Origin of the sequence: Wenzhouxiangella sp. XN201 (assembly GCF_011008905.1) — a bacterium.
Lineage (GTDB): Bacteria > Pseudomonadota > Gammaproteobacteria > Xanthomonadales > Wenzhouxiangellaceae > Wenzhouxiangella.
On sequence record NZ_JAAIVI010000020.1, the window covers coordinates 227,729 to 245,965 of the forward strand.

Annotated in this window: 18 protein-coding genes; all 18 read left to right on the forward strand. The window is 62.4% G+C overall.

Going from position 1 to position 18,237, the window contains the following annotated elements; genetic code table 11:
* Positions 1–21 precede the first annotated feature (21 nt).
* On the forward strand, positions 22–1,776 hold the full coding sequence (gene gspE / locus G4Y73_RS10460) for a type II secretion system ATPase GspE (RefSeq protein WP_164231583.1): 1,755 nt from the start codon (positions 22–24) through the stop codon (positions 1,774–1,776).
* A 2-nt stretch (positions 1,777–1,778) separates the two neighbouring features.
* Positions 1,779–2,990: a type II secretion system F family protein gene (locus G4Y73_RS10465; protein WP_164231584.1), complete on the forward strand. Its 1,212-nt coding sequence runs from the start codon at positions 1,779–1,781 to the stop codon at positions 2,988–2,990.
* Between the two features lie 56 nt (positions 2,991–3,046).
* Positions 3,047–3,457, forward strand: a complete 411-nt coding sequence (gspG, locus tag G4Y73_RS10470; RefSeq protein ID WP_164231585.1) for a type II secretion system major pseudopilin GspG — start codon at positions 3,047–3,049, stop codon at positions 3,455–3,457.
* Positions 3,458–3,566: 109 nt separating this feature from the next.
* Positions 3,567–4,007, forward strand: coding sequence for a GspH/FimT family pseudopilin (locus tag G4Y73_RS10475; protein WP_164231586.1), 441 nt, complete (start codon positions 3,567–3,569; stop codon positions 4,005–4,007).
* A 71-nt stretch (positions 4,008–4,078) separates the two neighbouring features.
* Complete coding sequence (locus tag G4Y73_RS10480; protein ID WP_164231587.1) at positions 4,079–4,525, forward strand: type II secretion system protein; 447 nt, start codon at positions 4,079–4,081, stop codon at positions 4,523–4,525.
* Entirely contained in the window at positions 4,522–5,310 is a 789-nt protein-coding gene (locus tag G4Y73_RS10485; RefSeq protein ID WP_164231588.1) for a prepilin-type N-terminal cleavage/methylation domain-containing protein, read from the forward strand. The genes G4Y73_RS10480 and G4Y73_RS10485 overlap by 4 nt, the downstream gene beginning before the upstream one ends.
* Positions 5,307–6,200 carry a type II secretion system protein GspK gene (locus G4Y73_RS10490; RefSeq protein ID WP_164231589.1) on the forward strand — a complete coding sequence of 298 codons (894 nt, stop codon included), beginning with the start codon at positions 5,307–5,309 and terminating at the stop codon, positions 6,198–6,200. Before G4Y73_RS10485 ends, G4Y73_RS10490 begins: the two co-directional genes overlap by 4 nt.
* Entirely contained in the window at positions 6,197–7,360 is a 1,164-nt protein-coding gene (locus G4Y73_RS10495) for a PilN domain-containing protein (protein WP_164231590.1), read from the forward strand. The genes G4Y73_RS10490 and G4Y73_RS10495 overlap by 4 nt, the downstream gene beginning before the upstream one ends.
* Positions 7,332–7,949 carry a type II secretion system protein GspM gene (gspM, locus tag G4Y73_RS10500; RefSeq protein WP_164231591.1) on the forward strand — a complete coding sequence of 206 codons (618 nt, stop codon included), beginning with the start codon at positions 7,332–7,334 and terminating at the stop codon, positions 7,947–7,949. Before G4Y73_RS10495 ends, gspM begins: the two co-directional genes overlap by 29 nt.
* 3 nt (positions 7,950–7,952) lie before the next feature.
* On the forward strand, positions 7,953–8,717 hold the full coding sequence (locus tag G4Y73_RS10505) for a hypothetical protein (protein ID WP_164231592.1): 765 nt from the start codon (positions 7,953–7,955) through the stop codon (positions 8,715–8,717).
* On the forward strand, positions 8,710–10,908 hold the full coding sequence (gspD, locus tag G4Y73_RS10510; protein WP_164231593.1) for a type II secretion system secretin GspD: 2,199 nt from the start codon (positions 8,710–8,712) through the stop codon (positions 10,906–10,908). Before G4Y73_RS10505 ends, gspD begins: the two co-directional genes overlap by 8 nt.
* Complete coding sequence (locus tag G4Y73_RS10515; protein WP_164231594.1) at positions 10,908–11,357, forward strand: nuclear transport factor 2 family protein; 450 nt, start codon at positions 10,908–10,910, stop codon at positions 11,355–11,357. The genes gspD and G4Y73_RS10515 overlap by 1 nt, the downstream gene beginning before the upstream one ends.
* Positions 11,358–11,477: 120 nt before the next feature.
* Positions 11,478–13,031, forward strand: coding sequence for a hypothetical protein (locus G4Y73_RS10520; protein WP_164231595.1), 1,554 nt, complete (start codon positions 11,478–11,480; stop codon positions 13,029–13,031).
* Between the two features lie 223 nt (positions 13,032–13,254).
* Positions 13,255–14,349, forward strand: a complete 1,095-nt coding sequence (locus G4Y73_RS10525) for a hypothetical protein (protein WP_164231596.1) — start codon at positions 13,255–13,257, stop codon at positions 14,347–14,349.
* Positions 14,350–14,373: 24 nt separating this feature from the next.
* On the forward strand, positions 14,374–15,378 hold the full coding sequence (locus tag G4Y73_RS10530) for a peptidylprolyl isomerase (protein WP_164231597.1): 1,005 nt from the start codon (positions 14,374–14,376) through the stop codon (positions 15,376–15,378).
* 15 nt (positions 15,379–15,393) lie between these two features.
* The gene (locus G4Y73_RS10535) at positions 15,394–16,170 is read left to right on the forward strand and encodes an ABC transporter permease (protein WP_164231598.1); all 777 of its coding nucleotides are present in this window, start codon (positions 15,394–15,396) and stop codon (positions 16,168–16,170) included.
* Entirely contained in the window at positions 16,167–17,342 is a 1,176-nt protein-coding gene (locus G4Y73_RS10540; RefSeq protein ID WP_164231599.1) for an ABC transporter ATP-binding protein, read from the forward strand. The genes G4Y73_RS10535 and G4Y73_RS10540 overlap by 4 nt, the downstream gene beginning before the upstream one ends.
* Complete coding sequence (locus G4Y73_RS10545; RefSeq protein WP_164231600.1) at positions 17,339–18,145, forward strand: glycosyltransferase; 807 nt, start codon at positions 17,339–17,341, stop codon at positions 18,143–18,145. The genes G4Y73_RS10540 and G4Y73_RS10545 overlap by 4 nt, the downstream gene beginning before the upstream one ends.
* The last annotated feature ends 92 nt before the right edge of the window (positions 18,146–18,237 follow it).

The window sequence follows — 18,237 nt, forward strand, 5'->3', positions numbered from 1 at the left end:
GCCGCTATAATCGGGCTCGATATGGAAACTGAAACACTGACTGCTACCGACGACACCGAGTTGTTGCCGAGCATCGGCGATCACCTCGAGGATCGTGCCGCCGAACTGTGCCGCCTGCTGATCGAGCAGGAGCGCCTGCGCGAGGAAGACCTGCAGCGCGCCAAGGCCTATCGTGAGCAGCACGGCGGCAACCTGCTGACCTTGCTGGTACGCTTGGGGCTGGTGTCCGAGCGCGACCTGGCACGGGCTCAGTCCGAACTGCTCGAGATCCCGATGGTCACCGACAAGGACTATCCGGAGAAAGGTCCGCAGATCGACGGTATCTCGGTGCGCTACATGAAGCAGCAGCACCTGGTGCCGATCGAGGTCAGCGACGAGGAGCTGGTCGTGGTCATGGCCGACCCGACCGACGATTTCGCGCTGCGCGCCCTGGCCATGGCAACCGACCACAGGGTCTCGCCGCGGGTCGGCATCGCGTCGGAAATCGACAACACCATCGAGCGTTATTTTGGCGGCGGCAAGTCGGCCATGGGCCAGATCGCCGAGCATCTCGGCGGTGAGGGTGCCGGCGAGGACGAAGAAGACGTCGAACACCTGCGTGACCTGGCCTCCGAGGCCCCGGTCATCCGCCTGGTCAACCTGATCCTGCAGCGCGCGGTCGAATCGCGCGCCTCCGATATCCACATCGAGCCGTTCGAGAACCGCCTGAAAGTCCGCTATCGCATCGACGGAGTGCTGCAGGAAGTCGAGGCGCCGCCGGCGCGTTCGACCGCGGCGGTGATCTCGCGTGTGAAGATCATGGCGCGGCTCAACATCGCCGAGCGTCGTTTGCCGCAGGACGGGCGCATCATGCACCGCGTCGGCGGCAAGGAGCTCGACCTGCGTGTCTCGACCGTGCCGACCGCCCACGGCGAGTCGGTCGTCATGCGTATTCTCGACCGCGAGGCGGTCGTGCTCGATTTCGCCAGTCTCGGTTTCGCCGACGACATCCAGCAGAAGTTCGAGCGCGAGCTCGATGTGCCGCACGGGATCATTCTGGTCACCGGCCCAACGGGTTCGGGCAAGACCACTACGCTCTATACCGGTCTGTCGAAACTCAATACACCCGAGCGCAAGATCATCACCGTCGAGGATCCGGTCGAGTACCAGCTTGAAGGCGTCAACCAGATCCAGGCCAAGTCCTCGATCGGGCTGGACTTCGCCCGCGCCTTGCGTTCGATCGTGCGACAGGACCCGGACGTGATCATGATCGGCGAAATGCGCGACCTGGAAACGGCCAAGATTGCCATCCAGTCCGCATTGACCGGTCACCTGGTACTGTCGACCCTGCATACCAACGACGCTGCCGGGGGTGTGACCCGCATGCTCGACATGGGCGTGGAAGACTACCTGCTGACTTCCACGGTCAACGCCATCATGGCCCAGCGACTGGTGCGCCGGCTCGACCCGGAAACCAGGGAAGCCTACGAAGTGCTGCCCGAGATGATCGAGGAACTCGGTCTGGACCGGTTCACCGACGAGCGGCCGATCAAGCTGTATCGCCCCGGCACTTCCGAAGCCAGCCCCACCGGTTACCGCGGCCGGACCGGCATTCACGAGTTGCTGGTGCTGAGCGAGGAACTGCGTCGCATGATCATGAAGCACGCCACTTCGACCGAGATCGAGAAACAGGCCCGCGCCGAGGGCATGCGCACGATGTACGAAGACGGCCTGATCAAGGCCCTGCAGGGGGTTACCTCGGCTGAAGAAGTGCTTCGTGTGACGCAGGAAGCCTGACCGTGCCTTTGTTCGAATACAAGGCCGTCACCCCCGCTGGCGAGACCCTGAGCGGCGAGATGGATGCGCCCAGCAAGGAGCTGGTCATCGCGCACCTGCAGGAGTCGGGCAACATCCCGGTCTCGGCCAAGGAAGTCGGTTCGGGCTTCCGGCTCTCGGCCCTGTTGCGTGGCCGGCAAGGGCTCAAGCAGTCCGAGATCGGCGATCTGACTCAGCAACTGGCCACGCTTCTGAGTGCCGGCCTGCCGCTGGACCGATCGCTGGGCATCCTGGGCGAGCTGGCCGACAACGAGCGGGTCGAGAACACCATCGAGAAGATCCGCAACCGCGTGCGCGAAGGCGGTTCACTGTCGGAGGCGCTCGAAGAGCGTCACGGCGTGTTCTCGCGCTTCTACATCAACATGGTGCGTGCCGGCGAGATCGGCGGTTCGCTCGACCACACCCTGTCGCGCATGGCCGAGTACCTGGAGCGCTCCAAGGAGCTCAAGGATTCGGTCATTTCGGCAATGATCTACCCGGCCTTGCTGGTGGTGCTGGCCGTCGCCTCGCTGATTCTGCTGATGGGCTACGTGATTCCCCAGTTCACCCCCATGTTCGAGGAATTCGGTGGCGAGCTGCCGTTGCTCACCAAGATCGTGATGGCAGTGGGCACCGGCTTGCAGAAATACTGGTGGGCCCTGATCGGGATCGTCGTGATTGCCGTACTGTGGTTCCGGAGCCAGATGCGGCACCCGGCTTCGCGCCGCCGCTGGGATCGACGTTTCCTGCATACCCGGGGTATCGGCGAGGTCATTGCCAAGATGGAAACCGCCCGCCTGGCGCGCACGGCCGGCACCCTGCTGGTCAACGGCGTGCCGCTTTTGTCGGCACTTTCCATCGCCAAGAATGTCATGACCAATACAGTACTCGGCGACGACGTCGCCGAGGCGGCCAAGCAGGTCAAGACCGGCACGCCCATGGCGCGCGCACTGGCCGCCAACGACAACTTCCCGCGCCTCGCGTTGCAGATGGTCAACGTCGGCGAGGAAACGGGCAAGCTCGACGAAATGCTGCTCAAGGTGGCCGATACCTACGATCGCGATGTGCGCACGACCATCGACCGCCTGATGGCCCTGATGGTGCCGGTGCTGACCCTGGGCCTGGCACTGGTCATCGGCGTGATCGTGATGTCGGTGCTGATGGCCATACTCGGTATCAACGAAATGGTCGCCTGAGGCGGCCGCGGAATTTTCAATCAAAGAATGCCCCCTGCGGGGCTGGAGGAAGCAACATGAACAAGGCGTCCGGAAATGCCGGTTTCTCGCTGATCGAATTGCTGGTCGTGCTGGTGATTCTCGGCCTGATCGCCGGCCTGGTGGTGCCCAACGTGCTCGAGCGCGGCGAAGACGCCAAGGTCCGTGCGGCCGAGGCCGAAGTGCAGCGTTTGTCGATGGCCGTCGATGAGTACTACCTTGACAACGGTCGCCCCCCGCGCGAGCTGCGCCAGCTGCTCGAGCGTCCCAGCGACGCGCGTAACTGGAACGGTCCCTATATCAAGGAATCCAACCTGAAGGACCCATGGGACCAGGCCTACGAGTACCGCTATCCGGGCGAGAACCGCTCCTACGATATCTGGTCCTATGGTGCCGACAGCTCCCCGGGCGGAGAAGGCGGCAATGCAGACATCAATAACTGGGACTGAACCGGAGTACGTGCTGCGCGATTGGGTTTTCGGAGTTTCGCCGCCCCGGCCTTGCCAGGCTGATGGGGGTCCCGGATCTTCGCTTCGCTCGTCCGGGATGCCTTCGCGCATGCGCGAAGGCGGCTTCAGCCTGATCGAGCTGATGGTCGTGATGCTGCTCGTCTCGCTGCTGTTCGCGGTGGTCGGTGTTTCGATCTCGCGCTCGGTCGAAGGCGCCGAGATTCGCAACGCCGCGCGCGAGATCACCGCCGGCATTCGCCACACCCGCGGCCAGGCCATTATCCAACGTCAGCAACAGGTCTTTCAGGTTGATGCCGACAAGCGCACCTGGCAAGCGGCCGGTCGCGAGTCGGTCGAGCTGCCCGCAGGGCTAGAAATCATACTCGATACCGCGCGCAGTGAAATGACTGGCGAAGAGGCCGGCGGTATCCGCTTCTACCCCGACGGGGCCTCCACCGGCGGCAGCGTCACGCTGCTGGCGCAGGAGCGCCAGTGGGTCATCAACGTATCCTGGCTGACCGGCGAGATCAGCATCGACCAGGAGTATTGATGAGTACCCGCAGGTCACATTGCTTCGGAACTCGCAGCCGGCTTCCGGGGCGTCCCGGATCGGGGTCCGGGATGCCTTCGCCCTTGCGCGAAGGCGGCTTCACGCTGATCGAGGTGATGGCGGCCTTCATGGTCTTTTCCCTGTTGTTCGGCGTGGTGTTGCAGATTCTTTCGACTTCGGTGGGCAACACCCGAATATCCAGCGAATACACCCAGGCCGCGCTATGGGCGCAGTCCAAGCTTGATGTGCTCGGCCTGGAATCCATGATCGAGCCCGGCGTGACTCACGGCGAGTTCGATGATCGTTTCTCCTGGACCATGGAAATCTCGGAAACCGAAGTGGTCGACGATCGTGCGCTGGACCTGCAGGACGAACTGCCGATCGCGCTCTATCACGTTCACCTGTTGGTTGAATGGGGCGAGGACGGGCGTCGCCAGGCTGAATTCGAAACACTGCGCTCGGTCGATATTTATTGGGAGGAGCGGCAGCAGCAAATGGGTGGTGGGCCGCAGCCATGACAGGGTTCGCTTCGACTCAGCCTTGGCGGCAGACTGCTGGAGGTCCCGGCTCGGCTTCGCCGTCCGGGACGCCCTGGCGCCGCGCGCGGCGCCAGGGCGGCTTCACGCTGATCGAGGTGATGCTGGCCATCGCACTGGTGGCGATCATCATGGCGATGGCCTACGGCGGGTTCCGCGCCAGCGTTCGCGCCTCGAACTCGGGCGAGGCGTTGATCGAAGAAACCAATCGCTTGCGTGTCGTCCAGCAGTTCATGCGCCGCCAGCTGATGCAGGGCCGCTCGCTCATCATCGAGGAGTTGCAAGATGGTGAACCCGTGCGATTTCATGGCGAGGCCGAACAGGTGCGTTTCGTCGCCCCCATGCCGGGTTACCTGAGTTATGGCGGGGCCTATGTGCAGCAGTTCAGGCTCGAACCCGGCGATGAGGGCCTGGAACTGGTTTACTACTACGCCATGCTCAATGGCTACGAGTCCGGCGATATCGACCATGTCACTGACGGCATCGTGCTGATGGAAGGCCTCGAGCAAGGCGAGTTCATCTATCTCGGTGTCGAAGAGGATGGCAGCGAGACTTTCTGGACCGATTTCTGGGAAAAAACCGACCGCTTGCCGCTGGCGGTGGGCGTGTTGCTCGACATGGACAGCCCGCGTGGCCTGGTCTGGCCTGACCTGATTGCGCCGGTGATGGTCGAGGCCGGTGATACGCAGCGCAGGCGCGAGATCCGGCGGGCCAGCGACATGCTGGTACCGCGTGGCGCAAGGCGCGACGGGGGGCAACGGCAATGATTCGGGCAGGGGCACAGCGCGGCATCGCCCTGATTGTCGTACTCTGGATTCTGGTGTTGCTGACCATCGTGGTCGGCATCTATTCGGTGCTGGCGCGTACCGAAAGCTTGCAGGCGCGCTTCCTGTTCGACACCACGATTGCCCGCTATGCGGCCGAGGCCGGCATCCACCGCGCCGCCTACGAGATGCGCAATGCCGACATCGAAACGCGCTGGGTACCCGACGGCCGTCCCTATACCATCAACTTCGGGGATGCCGAAGTCGAGATCCGGATCATCGACGAGTCGGGCAAGATCGACATCAATCGTGCCGACGCCGACCTGCTTTCGGAACTGTTCATCTCACGCGGCATGGAGGAAACCGAGGCCTGGCACATGGCCGATGCGATTATCGATTGGCGCGACCCGGACGACGTGCCTGGCCTCTACGGCGCTGAACTGCCCGAGTACGACGCGGCGGGTTATCCTTACGGACCCGCCGACGAACCGTTCGGTTCGGTCGACGAGCTGCAGCAGGTGATCGGCATGAGCTGGGACCTGTTTCGTGAACTTGAGACACTGCTGACGGTCAATTCCAACTCCAGCCGGGTCAATCCGGCTTTCGCACCGGCCGAAGTGCTGGCCGCGCTCCCCGACATGACCCAGGAAGACGCCGAGCTTTTCGTCGAGGAGCGCCAGCAGTTCCACCCGGCCGATCAGCAGGCCCTGTTCCTGCCTGACGGCACGGTGGTCAGCTTGCAAGGGCGGGGGCGGACCTTTAGCATTCGCTCGCGGGCGACGCTGGACGGCGGTACCTGGAGTGAAGTGCAAGCCACGCTCGAACTGGGCGGCAATCATCGCGGTCGCCCGTTTCGGGTACTGCGCTGGCGTGACAATGTCGAGGATCGATGAGTCAGAGTGCCATCAACGAATACTGGGGTAGCCTTGCTGCCCGCTACCGCGCCGGGCCCCTGCCGGGATTCCTGAAATGGTGGCGGAGCGAGCTGTCGAGCCTGTTGCCGGCCGACTTCCGGCGCCGCATGATTCCGCCAAGACCCGAGTTGTGGGTACTGCCCGAGGCCGACGGAAACGGCCTGGTGATCTGGGCTGGCGGCGAGTCGCCCGAGCGCCGCGATGGCTTCGGGCCCAGCGAAGACGCCGCCCTGTTGCGCGATCGCTGGCACGGTCTGGTCCACGATTTCGACGAGGGACCACCCGAAGTTCGCCTCGCCCTGCCGGCCGATGATGTGTTGCGCTGCCCGGTCGAGCTGCCGCTGGCGGTGGAATCGAATCTGTCGGAGTCGCTGGCCTATCAGCTCGACCAGGTCACACCATTCAGCGCCGACCAGGTCTACTTCGATTACCGGGTGGTCGAGCGGGATGCCGAGCATAACCGGCTCAAGCTCGACCTGAGGCTGGTCCTGCGTACGCATGTCGACGAACTACTCGAGCGCCTGCGCGCCATCGGCATTCGCCCACACGCCATCGATTGCCTGGCCTCCGGCGGTGACGAGCCGGCCTGCGAGGGCTTCAACCTGCTGCCGGAGCGCGAACGTCCGCGCCATGTTTTCCGGCGCGCGCGCATCAACTGGCTGCTTGCCGGAGCACTGGCACTTCTGGTTGCCGTGGTCATGGCCGAGTCGCTGTTCCTGCGCCAGCAAACGGTCGACCGTCTCGAGCGAGAGGTCGATGCCCTCCGCAGCCAGGCCGATCAGGTCATGGGGCTTCAACGCGAACTCGAGGATGCCCTGGCCGCGGCCAATTTCCTGGCCGAGCGGCGACGCAACCAGCCGGTCAGCGTCCGGGTGCTCGATGAGGTGACGCGTGCGCTGCCCGATGACATCTGGCTGATGCAGCTGCGGATCCAGGGCGACGAACTGCTCTTGCAGGGCCTGGCCGACAACTCGCAACGCCTGATCAGGCTGGTCAACGACACCGAAATGCTGGAGGATGCGGAGTTCAGGGGGTCGGTCAGCACCGATCCGAACAGCGGTCGCGAGCGTTTCAATGCGCGGGCCCGGATCGTGACGACGGGAGGCGGACGTGCAACTGCTGCCGGATCTGGAGAATAATCGCCCGCTGGCGATCGGCCTGCTGCTGATCGCGGCGGTGCTCGTCTATCTGGTGGGTTTCCACTGGTTCGTCATGCGCCATGTTGGCCTGTCCGAGGAAATCGCCTCGCTTGAAGAGCGCGCCGCCCGCTTCAAGGCAGCGGTCGCCCGGCAACCGCAGCTGGAGGAACAGCTGCGCGAACTGCAGGAAGACCGGCTCGACAGCGCGCTGTTTCTGTCCGAGGGCAGTTTCAGCGTGGCCGCAGCCGGCTTGACGCGCCGACTGCGCGACCTGATCGACAGCGAGGCTGACGATCCCGATCTGTGCAATATCGTGTCGACCACCAACCGCGCCGATCAGGAGCCCGAACAATTCGAACAGGTGACGGTCAATGCGCGCATGAGCTGCCCACTGCCGGACCTGACGCGTATTCTCTACGAGCTGGAGCGCGGCGTGCCGCTGATCTTCGTCGACAACCTGATCATCAACCAGCGCATCCCGGCAGACCGGGCCGGCACCCGTGGCAGCCGCGGTTACGGTCGGCTCGACGTACGCTTCGACATGTACGGTTTCCGCTCCGAGCCGATCGAACCCGAGGATGAGGACTGAGCCGTGTTCGATCTGCATCGCAACCTCCTGACCACGCTGCTGGCGGCCGGCATCGGCCTGGCCGTACTGACCGGGCTCGTTGTGGCCGTGTTCATGGGGCGGCCCGACGTGGACGCGATCGCGCCGCTGGGCAGTACCCAGCCGGCGCCGGTCGAGGTCGATGTGCCCGATACCGGGTTGCAGGAATTCGAGAACTATTCGGCCATTCTCGAGCGGCCGGTGTTCTTTTCCGACCGCCAATTGCCGGTGGTCGAGGTGGCCGACGTGGATGCAACCGAAGAGTCGCCGGAGGTAGACGAGCCCGCGGAGGAGATCACCGACCTCGAGGCGGTCGTGGCCGGCATCATCATCACGCCCGAAATGAAGCTGGCCATGGTGTCCGACGAACAGGCCGGCAAGACCCTGGTCATGCGCGAAGGCATGAGCCTGGAAGGGGAGCAGGCTGCCTGGAAGATCGACACGATTGAACCCCGCCAGGTTGGGTTTGTCTCTGTAGACGGCCGCCAGACACTGCTGGAACTCAAGGTGAACACCGCCGGCCTGACCGGGTCGAACGTCTCACGCCGGCGCGAAACGACTCAGACCGAAGGCGCCGCCGGGGAAGAGGCGCAGGCCGAACCCGAGCAACCGAGCGATCAGATCAGCGAAGAAGCGCGCGCGCGGGCCGAGGAAATCCGTCGTCGCGTCGCCGAACGGCGGGCCCAGCTAAGGGCCGAAGCCGAGCGTCGCGCACAGCAAAACGAACAACAACGGGATAATGATGGCTGAGCAAACCGTAACTGGATCTTTCCGCCCGCGAGCACACCTGGCGCTTTCGCTGGTGGCGGCCCTGCTGATGGCAGCCTGCGCATCGGATGGCGGGCAGCGCGACAGTCAGTCCGATACCGAAATCGAGGCCGGACGCTCGGCCGTTTCCCGCGATGCCGCCCGCCCGGGCAACGGCGAAATCGACCTGAACCGCGATGACGAGGCATCCGACAAGGAGGGCACCTTCGACGAGACCGAGTTCTTCCCGGGCACCGGTGTGTTCGTCGACGAAGGCGCCGTCGAGCCCCGGGCGGAGCCACCGGCCGAAGACGGCGAGATCACTCTCAACTTCGAAGGGCAGGGCATTCAGGAAGTGGTTCACGCCATTCTCGGTCACATGTTCGAGGAGAACTACGTCATCGCACCCGGGGTCAGCGGCGAGGTCACATTTTCCACTGCCAAGCCGATCAAGCGCGACCAGATCATGTCGGTGCTCGAGATGCTGTTGGGCTGGAACGGCGCCACCCTGATCTGGCGCGAAGGCCGCTACCACGTCGTGCCGGTGTCAGACGCCGTGCGCGGCAATCTGGTGCCGCGCTTCGATTCGGCCGGCAACGCCCGCGGCTACGAGGTGCTGGCGGTGCCGCTGGAATACGTCTCGGCCGGCAAAATGGCCGAGCTGCTCGAGCCCTGGGTGCACGAGGGCGCGATCTTCAACGCTGATAACGCCCGCAACCTGCTGTTTCTGGCCGGTACCTCCTATGAGCTGAGCAACTACCTGCAGATTGTCGAAACCTTCGATGTCGACTGGCTGGCCGGCGTTTCGGTGGGCATCTTCAACCTCAGCCGCATCGAGGTCGACGAACTGCTGCCCGAGCTCGAAGCTGTATTCGGCCAGGAAGGCGAGACACCGCTGGCCGGCATGTTCCGTTTCATGCCCCTGCAGCGCCTGAACGCCATCATGGTCATCACCCAGAGCGATCATTACCTGGAAGAGGCCGAAACCTGGATTCGCCGGCTCGACCGCTCCAGTCCGGAAGCCGGCTCCCGGCTCTACGTCTACCGGGTCAAGAACCTGGAGGCCGATGTGCTGGCCGGCTACCTGGGCGATCTGTTCGGCACCGGCGGCGGGCGCAGCAGCCGTCCGCGCGAGTCGCGCGGCAGCCTGGCACCCGGGTTGGAGCGTGCCTCGGCCTCGAGTGTGAGTGACTTCCAGCAGTCCCGGCAGGAACAACGCAGCGACAATCGCGAATCCGACAGCCCCCGAAGCACCGAGGGTGGCATGCAGCTCGGCCAGGACGGTGACGTGCGCATCACCGCCGTGCTGGAGACCAACTCCCTGCTCATCCAGGCCTCGCCGAGTCAGTACGACGGCATCCTGGCGGCCATCGAACGCCTCGACGAGGAACCGCTGCAGGTCATGATCGAGGCGCAGATCATCGAGGTGACTCTCAACGACAGCCTGCGCTACGGGGTCAACTGGTTCCTGTCCAATGCCCAGCCGGGTTCCGAGGATTTCCCCGGCTTTCCGGAGGGAAGTGGTTTCTCGTCTTCCCGGGCCGAGGATGCCCTGCGCATAGGCAGCAGCGGCGCGCTGGGCACCATCACGCGCCGCGCCGTCGATCGCACTTTTGTCACCGCTACCTTGAACTTGCTTGAGGACGTGTCCGATGTGCGCACCCTGTCGACTCCGTCGCTGCTGGTGCGTAACAATTCCGAAGCCAATATCAATGTCGGCCGCCAGGTGCCGATCCAGTCGACCTCGATCAGTGGCAACTCCGACCGGGTTTTCGGCACCACGCAGTACCTGACCACTGGCGTGATCCTCACCGTCACCCCGCGCGTCAATCCCGGTGGCCTGGTCTATCTCGAAGTCGACCAGGAGGTCTCCAGCCCCAGCGATCTCGGCGAAAACCGTAACCCGGCCGTCGACACCCGCAAGGTCTCCACCGACGTGGCCGTGCAGTCCGGCCAGACCGTGATCCTCGGTGGTTTGATTCAGGAAACCCAGGGCAGCGGCCGTAACGGTATTCCATACCTGAGCCGCATTCCCGGCCTCGGCCGCCTGTTCGGCTCGCGTCAAAGCGAGAGTAGCCGCTCGGAAACGCTGGTGCTGATCACCCCGACCGTGCTCGAGACCACGGACCGGCTGGAAGAAGTCTCGCGGGAGATCCAGAAGCAGTTCCGCGGCATGAAGCCGCTGGATGAATAATGTTACAAATCAACGTATTGGAGAATATCCGGATCATGCAAAACAAGACATGGCCTCTGCTGTTCATCGTCGCCGCTCTCGTGATTTCACTGTTAGCCGGCTGCCAGCCTGCCGAAGAGCCTCAATCGGTTGAGGAACGCGCCCAGGCACGCTGGGATCTGATGGTCGAGCGGGACTTCGAATCGGCCTGGGAGTACTACTCTCCAGGTTTCCGCGAGACCGGGGAACAAGATGACTTCGCCGAGGATATGCAAAATCGGCCGGTGCGCTGGCGTGACGCGCGGGTGCTCGTCGCATCCTGTGAAGAAGAGGACATTTGTATCGTCGAAGCCGAGGTGACCTACCAGCCGGTGGGGGGGCCGTCGGAAGTGTCCGGAATGAAAATGACCCGCATTCTCAAAGAGCGCTGGATTCGACTCGATGGGCAGTGGTGGTACACGACCGACTGATTGCTTTACAAGTGCGGATGCGATAGCATAGAATTGCACTCGCTGGGATGCCGGGTCTCTCCCGAACGTCCCGCTTGTGTTTACACAGAGCCCTGTGTCCAACAACTTAGGAGTGTTGTAATGAAAAGAAATACCTTGACGACCGCGGTTCTGGCGGGTCTGACAGGCGTAGCGGGGATGGCGAGCGTGGCCAATGCGGTCAACGTCAACCCCGATGGCCTGGGTCAGGTCTTGCTGTACCCGTACTACACCGCTCGCGGCGGCAACGATACGCTGATTTCGATCGTCAACACGACCGATCGAGGCAAGGCGGTCAAAATCCGCTTCATCGAAGCCCTCAACTCGCGTGAAGTTCTTGACTTCAATATCTACATGTCGCCCTTCGATGTGTGGACCGCCGGTGTGACTGAAACCGAAGCCGGTGGTGGCAAGATGGTCACCACGGATACCACCTGCACGGTGCCCTATTTCGTCGGCAATAGCGACGATGGCGTCGGCGAGCAGGAATTCCTGGACTTCGAGTTCACCGGCAGCAACTTCGACGCCGGCCCGACCGCCATCGAGCGTTCCGCTTCCGGTTACATCGAAGTGATCGAGATGGGTACGCTGGAAGACACCACCACCACCCCGGACACGGTTCCGTGGGCTGCCAAGCACGTTAGCGGTGTGCCGAACGACTGCGGCATGCTCGTCGACATGTGGCGTGACGGCACTGGTGCCTGGGATACCACCGATCCGACGATCGGTTTCGACACCGAGCGCGGCGCCAGCGGCGGCATCTACGGTTCCGGCAGCATCATCAATGTTGGTGAAGGCACCATGGTGAACTACAACGCCACCGCCATTGATGCATTCTGGGCTTCCGGTACCCTGTTCCACACCGATCCCGGCAGCCTCGAACCTGACCTGGCGTCCGGCGACAACAGCGAGAGCAACGTCTTCGTTAACGGTATGGTCGAGAGTGATACCTGGCTCGGCGGTGAAGCTGGCGTGGAAGCGCTGAATGCCAACCTGACCTACGACATGCTGATGAACGAGTACTCCATCGACTCGACCCTGAACGGTCGTTCGGAGTGGGTGCTGACGTTCCCGACCAAGCGTTTCCATACTGACGCAGCCGGTGGTTACCGTGCGGTGGACGATCCGCTCGAGCCGTTCACGGCGACCTGGTCGATTAATGGCGACGGCAGCCTGAATCATTCCTGTGAAGCCCTGAGCTTCCGGGTGTGGGACCGCGAAGAAACCGAGCCAACCGATCCGGTCGGCGATGTTATCGTTTCGCCGCCGCCGCCGCCGGAAAGCCCGGACGTCTTCCGTCTGTGCCGCGAGGCCAACGTGGTTCGCTTCACGGTTGAAGGTGGCACGCCGGATGAAACCGAGATCCTGAAGGAGCCGCTGCGCAGCGACGCCCTGCTGGGTTACACGAACTTCAACCTGCCCGGCTACGAAGCTGGTTGGGTACGGTTTGATCTCAGCAGCATCCCGGCCGCCGCTGGTGGTGGAGAGCGCGAAAGCCAGGCTTCCGACGATGGCGATGCCTATCTCGGCCTGCCGGTCGTTGGCTTCTGGGCGAACACCTACACCAATGGTGATGTGGGTGGCAGCCTGGCCAACTACGGTGGTTCGTTCAACCATCGCGGTACTCGCACCGTCACTTCCGCCACTGCCGATTAATAGGCGAGTGTGACAGCGACCAGCAATACGCTGGGAGATATTAGGGGCCACCCACCGGGTGGCCCTTTCTCTTTGTGGAGGATGTGATCGACTCCACAGATTGGGTCAAAAGATTGAAAGGTAAAACTTTTGCAGCCCGTTGAACTTTGAAAAAGCTTGACTTGTCTACAATGCCGTGCACCATAGGGCCTACAGACCAGCGCGTCGGAGCATATTGATTACCATGAAAAATCCACTAGCAGTTCGTTGTACATTTGCTGCCGTTATTCTGGCAACAATGGCCGGAGCATTCGCTCAGTCCGGATCCGACCTAATTCTCAAGACCGAGCCCGAGGATACGATTATTCCACTGGCTGGCAATGTTGCCATTGACAGCAGCGGCAACATCATCACGACGCCGGTTGATACCAGCTTGGTGTGTTCTGCTGGTGCGCTCTGCGATGACGTGGCCGTGTCCGCGCAGACCTTCACGGTCGACGGTTCACAGGAAACGACGGTCAGCCAGGGGCAAACTGTGCTACTCGAATGGACATCACGCGGCGCCTGGGAATGCGAAGGATTCGACTTTCCCGGATGGACGGGGATCGGCAAGCCACCGATTTCGGGTGGTGTGAGAATCGATACTGACGGTGTGCCGATTGGCACCTACGAGCCCGCACTGCTCTGCCACAACGGAAGTGTGCAAAGTGACACCCTTACCGCGACAATCAATGTCGAAGGCGCGAGCGAGGAGACCTCCCATTGTACGAATCGTGAGCAGCTTCCCAGTACCTGGAAGCAAAGAACCTATGGGAGCCGCTCCTGTATCTTCAGCGACTACCACAGTTTGGATACCACAAAGGACTGTCGATTCTTCGATGGTATTTGGCCGGCTGACTGGCCTGGAACGTCCAATCAGCGTGTGTTGAACCTGGGTCCCGGTAACGGTGCTCGGGAGTACGTCGCCATCGCATTCAATTCCGGAAGTATAACCACGGACGTACAAGATCAGATCAGCTTCAATTCGCCACAAACGGGCGGCCTTGACATGAATGATTTGATCTATACGATCTCCACCTGTCCGGCTGATTTCGACAAGCCAGCCGTGGACGAAGAAATGGGGCCGGGCTGCTATGTGCAGAGAACCGGTCGCTTTAACCTTCTCTGGGGCGGGACAGATTGGGTTGACCATCAATCTGTGTGCGGTCTACAACCGAATACTGACTATTATCTGAATGTCATTTATTCGTCGTCGCCTGTGGGCACTCCGCCGTCTGCGCTCGAACCTATTGTTAAATGCACTGAGGGCAACGGTTGCGGTCACAGAATGACCCCGTAACCCTGATTAATTGGAGAAGACTGTATGATTCGAGCCACCATGCTGCGTTCGATCTGCGAACGCAGCATCGTAGTCATGTGCGTGATGCTGTTGACGGCAACTGCTGTTGCGCAAAATGCCGAGCGTATAACCCGTGAGTTAAATGCGAGTCACGAGTCGGAGTTATTTGCGCGCCAAGGTGGCGCGGAAGTTACCCAAGCCGATTTCGACGCGTACCTCAGCCGCATACCGGAAGAAGATCATCACGGGCTGCTCATCAGCCCGGATCGCGTCGGGAAGATTCTGACTAACCTGATGCTCGCGCGGATGCTCGCCGAAGAGGCTCGCCAGGACACCGAATTTTTCGAGGATACTGACCGCCAGGCCCGCTTGTACCAATCTGTGGTGGTATTCCTTGCCGAAGAGTTTCGTGCGCACTATCTGTCCGAGCGAATGCTGGACGATTACACGCAGCAGGCCCGAGAGCTCTTCCTGACTGAGCCAAATAGGTTTCGCACGCCCGAAACGGTGGATTTCACCCATATTCTGGTTGAATCGGGTCGCGAACGTGGCGAGACGAGAGCCATGCAACGAATCCTAGAGGTTTATGATCGCTTGAAGGACGGCGCGACTCTCGACTCCTTGGTCGAGGAGTACTCGGATGATCCCGAGGCCGAAAGCAATGGCGGACAGTACGAAAACGTCGATCCCGCCGCCCTTGACGACAACGTGGCCGAAACCCTGGCTATTCTTCAGCCGGGACAAATCTCCGAACCCGTGCGTTCTGAATTCGGCTGGCACATCGTGCGTCTGGACGGCAAGAAAGAGCCGCAGAAACTAGAATGGGAAAAAGCCAAAGCCCAGGCACGCCAAATCGCGCGTTCCGACCACCGAGCTCGACTTATCGATTCGCTTTATCGTCGTCTGCTCGACAGGCCGTTGGAAGTCGCACCTGGCGCGCTGGAACGACTGATGGACCGTTATGACGTTGATCGGGACGACTATCCGTCCATTCAGGAGATCAGTGAGCGAATTTCGGAGGAATCCTAGGCAGGCGAAGGCACCGTGTCCTTCACCCAAGGTACGCTGTTTCGGCAACTAGCCGTACGAGAGATCCGCTCCCGCTTCATTGGCAGCGCCAGCGGGTGGATCTGGCTGATCCTCAATCCGATTCTCCTGCTGGCCGTCTACGGCTTTGTCTTCAGCGTGATTTTCCAGGCCCGGGTCCCGCCGAGCCTGGACATTCCCTTCATCGCCTGGCTCGGCCTGGGGCTGTGGCCCTGGCTGATGCTCTCCGAAGGCGTCCTCAGGGGTTCTCAGGCCATTCGCGAGCATGCCGCCCTGATATCCAAGGTGGCCGTCCCTCGCCACTTGCTGGTGCTGGCCTCGATCAGCGCGGTGTTCGTGCTGCATCTGGTCGGCTTTGCCGCCGTGTTACTGCTGTTTGCACTGTTCGGCATCGAAATTCACTGGCTCGGCCTGCCGCGCTTGCTGGCCGCGCTGGTTTCGCTCTACGTCCTGGCCCTCGGCCTGGGGCTGGCCCTGTCGGCCGTGCAGGTCTACGTGCGTGATCTCGAGCACGCCCTGCCCACGCTGTTCATGCTCTGGTTCTTCCTCACACCCATCCTGTACGCACCAGAACTGCTCCCGGAGCAACTGGCCGGCTGGCTCGACTACAACCCGATGACCTGGTGGATGAGCGAGATCCGCGCCGGTACGCTGCATGCCGACTTCCTGCCGGGAGGGACCAGCCTCTTGCTATTGGCGGGGGCGCTCATCGTCCTGTGGCTGGGTTATCGCCTGTTCGGGCGGTTGAGCCCGTATTTCGAGGATTTCCTGTGACCACGCCGCTGCTCCAGCTCGAGGGCGTGTCGAAGCGCTTCCCGCCCACGGTCAACTCGGGCGAGCGTTTGCGCGCCTTCTGGCAGCTGCTGTGGCGGGGTGAGTTCACCGGCGGCAGCAGCGTGCTCGAGGAGATTAGTTTCGTCGTCCGGCCGGGTGAGTCGCTGGCGGTGATCGGTTCCAACGGCGCCGGCAAGTCGACGCTGCTGAAAATCATCACCGGGGTGCTTGCCCCCAGTTCGGGTCGTATCGAACAACGCGGCAGTGTTGCCGCCCTGCTCGAGCTGGGCGCCGGCTTCGACCCCGAATACACCGGCCTGGAGAACCTGCGCATGAACGCGGCCTTCCTGGGCCTGTCACGCAGCCAGGTCGACGAGCGTCTGGACGACATCCTGGCTTTTGCCGATATCGGCGAGTCGATCCACGAACCGATCAAGCACTATTCCTCCGGGATGGTCGTTCGATTGGGCTTTGCGGTCGTTGCCTCGGTCAAGCCAGACCTGCTGATCACCGACGAGGTGCTGGCGGTCGGCGATGAATCATTTCAGAAAAAGTGTATTCGCTGGATCGAGCGCTACCTGGCACAGGGCGGCACGCTGTTGATGGTGTCGCACAGCATGTACCAGGTGCAGAAGCTGTGCCGGCACGCCCTGTGGCTCGATTCAGGCCAGGTCAAGCAGTACGGCGATGTGTTCGATGTCACGCAGTCCTACCTGGCCTGGCACGAGCGCAAGGACGCGCTCGAAGCGCATCAAGGTCGCAGCAGCAGTGCCGTCTACCAGGTGCGAGAGATTCGTCTGGGCGATGGTGATTCAAGCAATCCGGCCATTACCCACGGTGATGGCCTGGATGTGCACATGTGCCTGTCGACGCCCGATGGCCGTGCCCCGGTGGCGCTGGTCGGCCTCGTGCGCGCCGACGGCACACCGGTTTACGGCGTGGCGACCGATCATGACGGCTTCGTGCCCGAGGCAGGCGGCCGGAGCGAATTCGAACTGACGCTGCGATTTCCGGCGCTCCCGCTGCTGCCGGGCGGCTACGCCGTGCGCGTCCACGCCCTCGACCCGGAAGGTCTGCGCGTGCACGACACTGTGGAAATCGAGTTCACCGTTACCGGCCGTACGCGCGAAATGGGTCTGGTGCGCATCGAGCACGAGTGGCATCAGCCATGACCGTCATCATCGTGCCGGTGTTCAATGCGCCGCTCGAGACCCGTCGTTGCCTCGATGCCCTGGCCGCCAACATCGACCGCAAGCAGCCGGTGATCGTCATCGACGATGCCTCCGACGACCCGGCCGTGCCCGAACTGATGGAAACGCTGCCGCAATCCTGGACGCGAGTACGCAATCGCAATAATCTCGGCTTCGTCGCCAGCGCCAACCTGGGGATCACCATGGCGGCCGAGCACGACGTGATTCTGCTCAATGCCGATACCCGGGTTACGCCGGGCTGGCTCGAGGCGATCGAGCACTGTCGCGACCGGGATGCAAGCATCGCTTCGATTACGCCGCTGACCAACAACGGCGAGATTGCCTCCATACCTGAGTTCTGCCAGCCCAATCCCTGGCCCGAGCACCCCGACGACTGGGCACGTGCCTGCCGCGAGTCCGGCGCGCCGGAATACCCCGAAGTGCCCACCGCCGTGGGGTTTTGCATGTTCCTGCGCCGCGCCTGCATCGATGCCGTCGGTTTGTTCGACGAGCAGGCCTTCGGCCGCGGTTATGGCGAGGAGAACGACTGGTGCATGCGCGCCACTGAGGCCGGTTGGCGTCATGTCCTCTGCGACGATGCCTTCGTTGCCCACCAGGGCGGTGCCAGTTTCGGTCCGCTGGGTTTGAAACCCGGCGGCGAGGCGATGGCGACCCTGCTGTCGCGCTACCCGGACTACATGGACCGGGTGCGCGCCTTCATCGAAGCCGATCCGATGGCCGAGCGGCGAGAGCAGATCATCCGGGCCTATCGCTCGGGAGGCTAGCGACCTAGTGTCGTCCCGGAAACGCCACAGGCGTTATCCGGGACCTCGCAAACAGCTGCTGGCAATCAGACAGGCCGTGCCTACCTGTACGT